Annotated in this window: 5 protein-coding genes; 2 read left to right on the top strand and 3 right to left on the bottom strand. The window is 64.4% G+C overall.

Features of this window, described 5'->3' with window-relative positions; translation table 11 throughout:
* The 3 genes from AC1DK4_RS40315 to AC1DK4_RS40305 form a co-directional block, all read right to left on the bottom strand.
* A partial coding sequence (locus AC1DK4_RS40315; protein ID WP_477132243.1) for a citrate/2-methylcitrate synthase occupies positions 1 to 180 on the bottom strand: 180 nt, incomplete at its 3' end.
* 140 nt (positions 181 to 320) lie between these two features.
* A complete protein-coding gene (locus AC1DK4_RS40310) occupies positions 321 to 1,301 on the bottom strand; it encodes an HpcH/HpaI aldolase/citrate lyase family protein (RefSeq protein ID WP_441624439.1) in 981 nt (326 codons plus the stop codon).
* 140 nt (positions 1,302 to 1,441) lie between these two features.
* Positions 1,442 to 2,425 (bottom strand): malate dehydrogenase, encoded by a 984-nt coding sequence (locus tag AC1DK4_RS40305; protein ID WP_441624437.1) that lies wholly within the window; start codon positions 2,423 to 2,425, stop codon positions 1,442 to 1,444.
* Between the two features lie 339 nt (positions 2,426 to 2,764).
* On the opposite strand from AC1DK4_RS40305, the gene AC1DK4_RS40300 reads away from it, so the two are divergent.
* Positions 2,765 to 3,589 carry a GntR family transcriptional regulator gene (locus tag AC1DK4_RS40300; protein WP_441624435.1) on the top strand — a complete coding sequence of 275 codons (825 nt, stop codon included), beginning with the start codon at positions 2,765 to 2,767 and terminating at the stop codon, positions 3,587 to 3,589.
* A gap of 259 nt (positions 3,590 to 3,848) precedes the next feature.
* Positions 3,849 to 4,156 (top strand): succinate dehydrogenase, cytochrome b556 subunit (sdhC, locus tag AC1DK4_RS40295; RefSeq protein WP_477132242.1); only part of this gene is annotated, 308 nt, incomplete at its 3' end.

Raw genomic sequence — 4,156 nt, 5'->3', positions numbered from 1 at the left:
CTCCTCGAATTCGCAGGTCTCGGCGATGTCGAGGATGTCGTAGCCGCGGTAGTGCAGGTCGTTGCCGGTGCGGCCGACCGTGCAGAGCGCAGTATTGCCGGCGGCAACGCCCGACAGGGCGACGGATTTCTTCGGCTTCGGGGCGTCCTGCTGGACTGGCTGCTGCTGCTGCTCTGGCATCGCGTCTCCTGTCTGTCTGCTGGCCCGCCCGGCGGTCAAGCTGCCGCCCGGATGCGGGGCCGGGCAATCGGGCCCGGGTCAATGGCCCGGGTCAATGGATCGGGTAAGAATCCGGGTTACAGCAACGGCGAACATCGAACTCACGCAAAGAAGCGGTCCAGCACCATGCAGGGCAGTTCCGCCCCGGTGGCGTGGGCGCGCTGCAGCAGCGACCAGTAATAGCGGTAGCTGGCGCGGTCGTGCAACTGGCCCTGGTGGCGGATCGGCGCCCAGTTGTTCTCGTAGGCGGCCAGCAGGATCTCGCTGGCCGCGCCGATCTCGGCGCCGCTCGGGCGGAATGCCGCCACGATGGGGTCGATCTGGCCCGGGTGGATGCTCCACTTGCGCAGGTAGCCGAACTCCGTGCGGGCGCGCATGGCGTCCTCGCCGGCGCGTCGGGGCTGCTCGATGTCGGTGCTGACATTGTGCGAAGGCACCTTGCCGTGGCGGTGGCAGGCGGCCGAGATCTCCAGCATGGCGCGCCGGATCAGCGGCTGCTCGAATTGCTGCGGCGAGCGCATGGCCTCGCCGGGGATGGCGCCATGGTGGGCGGAGACGAAATCCATGAGGCCGAAGCTCAGGCATTCGACCTGCACCAGGCGGGCGATGTCGAACGCCTGTTCGAGTGCGCCATGCGTCTCGATCAGCACATGGATCGGAATGTGACGCGCAATGCCGGCGGCGCGCGCCACCTGGTTGACGTGGTCGGTCACGCGCGCGACTTCCACCACGTCGGCCACCTTCGGAATGGCCACGTACGCCAGGCGCGCGCCGGCGCTGCCGACCAGGATGTCGATGTCCTCGCGCCAGCTCGGGTGGGCGGGGTCGTGAATGCGCACGCCCACGCGGTTGAAACGGTTTTGCGGTCCGTTGATCAGATGCGCGCACAACTCGGCGTGCTCGCGCTCGAGGCCGACCGCGGCGCCGTCCTCGCAGTCGAAGGTGATGTCGAAGACCGGCCCAAGCTCTTGCTGCAGGGCGAGCGATTTCAGCATCAGCTTTTCGTTGCCGGCATAGTGGTCGCAGACCGGCAGTTGGGCCGGAATGGCTTCGCCCTGGAACAAGACCTCGGAGGGATGCACGTTAGGTATTCTGGTTTGGGTTGGTGTCCGGGGACCGGGCGGCGCGCCCATGAAAAAAGCCGGAGCCCGCGCCGATCCGTGAATCGTTGCGGGGCTCCGGCCTGATCATTGGCGCTGCCTGGGACTAGATCTGAGGAGGATCAGCCGAGCAGGTGCTGCACGCCGGCTTTCTCTTCTTCCAGTTCCTTCAGGGTGATGTTGATCTTTTCCTGGCTGTAGGCGTCGATCTCCAGACCCTTGACGATCTCGTACTTGCCGTTGGCGGTGGTCACCGGGTAGCCGAACATGGTGTCGGCCGGGATGCCGTACTCGCCGTTCGACGGGATGCCCATCGTGACGACCTTGCCATTGCTGCCCAGCACCCAGTCATGCACGTGGTCGATGGCGGCGTTGGCGGCCGAGGCAGCCGACGACAGGCCGCGCGCTTCGATGATGGCGGCGCCGCGCTTGCCGACGGTCGGCAGGAACACGTCGTTGTTCCAGGCGTGGTCGTTGATCAGGTTCTTGACGCTCTGGCCGTCGACGGTCGCGTAGCGGTAGTCGGCGTACATGGTCGGGCTGTGGTTGCCCCACACGAACATCTTCTCGATCGACGAAACCGGCTTGCCGGTCTTGGCGGCGATCTGCGACAGCGCGCGGTTGTGATCCAGGCGCAGCATGGCGGTGAAGTTCTCGCGCGGCAGGCTCGGCGCGGACTTCATGGCGATGTAGGCGTTGGTGTTGGCCGGGTTGCCGACCACCAGCACCTTGACGTTGCGGCTGGCGACTTCGTCCAGTGCCTTGCCCTGCACCGTGAAGATCTGGGCGTTGGCTTCGAGCAGGTCCTTGCGTTCCATGCCCTTGCTACGCGGACGGGCACCGACCAGCAGGGCCACGTCGGCATCCTTGAAGGCGACCTTGGGGTCGTCGGTGATCACCACGCCTGCCAGCAGCGGGAACGCGCAGTCTTCCAGTTCCATCACCACGCCCTTGACGGCGGCCTGGGCTTGCGGGAGATCCAGCAGTTGGAGGATGACCGGCTGGTCTTTGCCAAGCATGTCGCCATTGGCGATGCGGAACAGCAGGGAATAGCCGATCTGGCCAGCGGCGCCGGTGACTGCGACGCGCATTGGGGCTTTAGCCATGAGTAGATCTCCAAACGTAAAGAGGGGGAAACTGGACGGTGTCGCGCCGGACGGTGGTCCGTACGTCACCGGGTGCGAGTTTGTCGCCACGGCGGCAGGCGGCAATCCGCCGGCGCGCTGGGAGCGATGCCGACTGGGAGGAGYCACTACGGGTCATGGGGTGCGACAAAGCGTAAGTCTACTGCGAAGAGGGGTGCCGTATCCAGAGTGGTGCCGGCGTGAAACCAGCGGGAGTGTAGGCGCGCCTCCGCGCAATGTCAATTCATATGTCTTATATAAGACATAAGACATTTAATGCCGGGCTGGACGCCCTTTGCCGTTTTGTGGTGAAATTCGCCTATGTCATCCCTGCCCACGCCCCTCGTCGGTACTGCCGTTGCTGCAGTGCAGGATAGTGGCGCCGCTGCGTCCGGCGCCGGCACGCAGTCGCCTGTGGCGGCCGCGGTTTCGCCCACGTTCAGCCCACTCTACCAGCAGATCAAGGCGCTCATCACCCAGAGCCTGCAGTCCGGCGAATGGAAGCCGGGCGACATGATCCCCAGCGAAATGGACCTCGCGGCCCGCTACAAGGTCAGCCAGGGTACCGTGCGCAAGGCCATCGACGAACTTGCCGCCGAGAACCTGGTGGCGCGCCGCCAGGGCAAGGGCACCTTCGTCACGACCCATCACGAGGATGGCGTCAAGTTCCGGTTCCTGCGACTCGTCCCCGATGAGGGCGAGCCCCATTATGGCGCCAGCCAGGTGCTGGAGTGCAAGCGCCTGCGCGCGCCCGCCGAGATCGCCCGCCTGCTCGATATCCGCACCGGCGACAGCGTGGTGCAGATCCGCCGCGTGCTGTTTTTCTCCGGCGAGGCCACCGTGCTGGACGAGATCTGGCTGCTGGGCACCAATTTCAAAGGGCTGACGGCCGAGAAGCTGACCGAATGGAAGGGGCCGATGTATGCGCTGTTCGAGGCCGAGTTCGGTACGCGCATGATCCGGGCCTCCGAGAAGATCCGCGCGGTGTCCGCCGACGCCGCCACCGCAGCCTTGCTTTCCGTGGAGGCTGGCGCGCCGCTGCTGTCCGTCGAGCGCGTGTCGTTTACCTACGGCGACCGCCCCGTCGAAGTCCGGCGCGGCTTGTATGTCACCACCCGGCACTATTATCAGAACGATTTGAGCTGAGTTGCCGTGTGGGAATCTCTGGCGGTTATTGTTGCCGCGGCCATGGCCGCCGCCGCTGTTGCGCGAAGTGGGATTATTACGCCGTGGCGAGGCCGCGTGCGATTGTCGGGCACGGCATGTTGGTGCGCGATAGCTGAAAATTATTGGTGCGCCGCGCAACAAAGGCGCTAAAATTATGTGGATTTGCTCCAACTGCATTCATTTGCATGCAGGGCATTGAGTAGTTTCGTTTTTTGTTTACCGCAAAATGGGGTCTCGCATGGCTGAAGCCGTCAAACAAGCCAGGCCGGAGTTCCGGAACATCCATGTCACGCAGCTAGCGCGTTACAGGTTGCCCTGGGCCGGCAAGGTGTCCATCCTGCATCGCGCAAGCGGTGCGTTGATGTTCCTCCTCCTTCCTTTCGTGCTCTATCTGTTCGAGCAAAGCGTCACCTCCGAACTGAGTTTCGCAAAGTTCTCGGCGCTCCTGTCCGGCGGCTTCGTCAAGCTGGTTCTGCTGGCCCTGATCTGGGGCTGGGGTTACCTCCACCACTTCTGTGCCGGCATCCGTTTCCTGCTGCTCGACGT

The sequence above is a fragment of the Cupriavidus sp. 05N38 genome, from assembly GCF_056397345.1.
Note: the sequence above shows the minus strand (reverse complement) of the source record. Positions and strands in the feature narration are given on the sequence as shown.